Raw genomic sequence first — 2,028 nt, forward strand, 5'->3', positions numbered from 1 at the left:
CATCAAACCAGTAGGGCCAGCACCGACAATTAATACTTGATGTTGAGATGGATTAGACATAGTAATTTGCTCGCGATTGGAAATTATAAAGATTATTTATGGTTGTAAATTTAGGCGACCCTAAGAGGATGAATGCGTCTAATAGCTTCGTTTGAGATGGTGTTACCCCCCCCTTATAAAGGGGGGGCTTTTGCTCCCTCCCCTTTATAAGGGGAGGGCTGGGGTGGGGTAACGGGACTACGATACCAACAGACTTGTCGCCTTTTAGTGGGGACTAGGGGGATCTTCAAGGTTTATCTCGTAACAGAATTTCTACTACCTTGCTGTAGAAGAAAATGAAACAAAACCAATGCACCCACAGCCAGACCAGCAGTTGCCCAAAAGACACCCTGCATACCCCATACGCCAGCAAAGATACCTGCCATAAGTGGCCCTAATCCGATCCCCAGCGATTGGACGCTCACATTGACTGCCATAAATCCAGCTCGCGTATCGTCGATCGCGAGTTTTGCTAAGATCTCTTGGCTAGAAGGTATTGCTAGACCTAGAGCCTCACCAAATAAAATACTCGGAACGAACAACAGCCCTGCGCTAGTAATGAACGGAATCATTGCTAGCGCGATCGCGGCGATCGCAAAAGCTACTTTAATTAGCGTTATTTCTGATGCGCGTCGCGTTAACCTTCCCAACTGCGAAGCAACAAGCCCTAACGAGACTGACATGCTGGCTAAAATCAAACCAATAAACAAGCCCGAAGTCCCAAAATTAGCCCCTGCTAAAATCGGGATGTAAGTTATAAACGGCCCAGACTGAATCAGAAACATCGAACCGACTACCAATAGCAATCCCAGTACTGTGGAATTGTTAATACTCTGCCAGACCTTTTGCAGATAAAGCTTGATACTGCTATTTTGGCTACCACTTTGTTGTCGGGGCAGCTTCAGCACCATCAACACCAGCATCAACAAGGGAAAGGCGAGCGTGGTTAGCAAAAAGGGATATCGCCAACTAAAACCTGCTAGCACCCCACCGATAATCGGATAAATCGCCGTACTGGCACCGATCGCGCTCACGCTAATCGACATTGCCGTCGTTAAGGCTTTGCCGCGATAGATCGTACTAATCAGCGTTAGGGAGATTAAATTTAAGCTAGCAGAACCTAAACCTTGGAGAAATCGCCACCGAATTAGAGTTTGAAAATCGCCAGCGAAGGCACAGCAGCTTCCAGCGATCGCAAACAGTAACAACGACGGAATTAACACTTTTTTCACACCGATTCGATCGGTGACGATGCCTAAAATCGGCGTGGCAATGCCGATGGGCAGAAAAAAAGCGGTCATTACTAATTGAATTTCACTAGGTGAGACAGCAAAAACTTTTGATAATTCTGGGAGGATCGGGCCAATTGTCGGCCCACCCATAATTTCGACTAGGGTGAGGCTGACGATGATGTAAAAATTCCGATCGTGCAGCGGATTTTTGGTGCTGGTAACTTGTGACAATTCATCGCTTTGATTATCTAGATTTAAAGTTGGTGGATCTTTCATTGTTTGAGTTCTCCTGATAAGTTGAGATTTTTTAGAGATTTGGTATTAATACCAAATCCGATCTGCAAACACTTCTTGCTGCTAGCATCAACCCTTCGCCCTCACCCCCAGCCTCTCCCAAGCTTGGGAGAGGGGCTGGGGGTGAGGGCTGATAATCTGAGTATGTAAACAGGATCTGGGATTAAATCCTCATGTTTCGCCTAACCCAACTGGCAAATGTTCGGGGCCATGAAACACGATATTGTCTGCCCATTTAATGGGTCGATCGACTAAATGCAATTTCGGCAAACGGTTAATCAGGATATTTAACGAAATCTGCGCTTCAGCGCGGGCTAGTTCCGCACCCAGACAAAAGTGAATCCCACCACCAAAACCACAGTGTCCATTGTCCTGACGCTGAAGATCGAGTTCCTCGGCTCGATCGAAACGCCTGGGATCGCGGTTAGCAGAGCCGAGCATCAAGCCCAAACTGTCACCTCTG

The 2,028-nt window shown here is 46.9% G+C and carries 2 protein-coding genes; both read right to left on the reverse strand.

Annotated elements, in window-relative coordinates; genetic code table 11:
• Positions 1-293: 293 nt before the first annotated feature.
• Complete coding sequence (locus RMO35_RS00435; RefSeq protein ID WP_309737793.1) at positions 294-1,547, reverse strand: MFS transporter; 1,254 nt, start codon at positions 1,545-1,547, stop codon at positions 294-296.
• A 189-nt stretch (positions 1,548-1,736) separates the two neighbouring features.
• Positions 1,737-2,028, reverse strand: a 292-nt coding sequence (locus RMO35_RS00440; protein ID WP_309737794.1) for a cytochrome P450, incomplete at its 5' end; no start/stop codon positions are given.

The sequence above is a fragment of the Chamaesiphon sp. OTE_20_metabat_361 genome, from assembly GCF_031364565.1.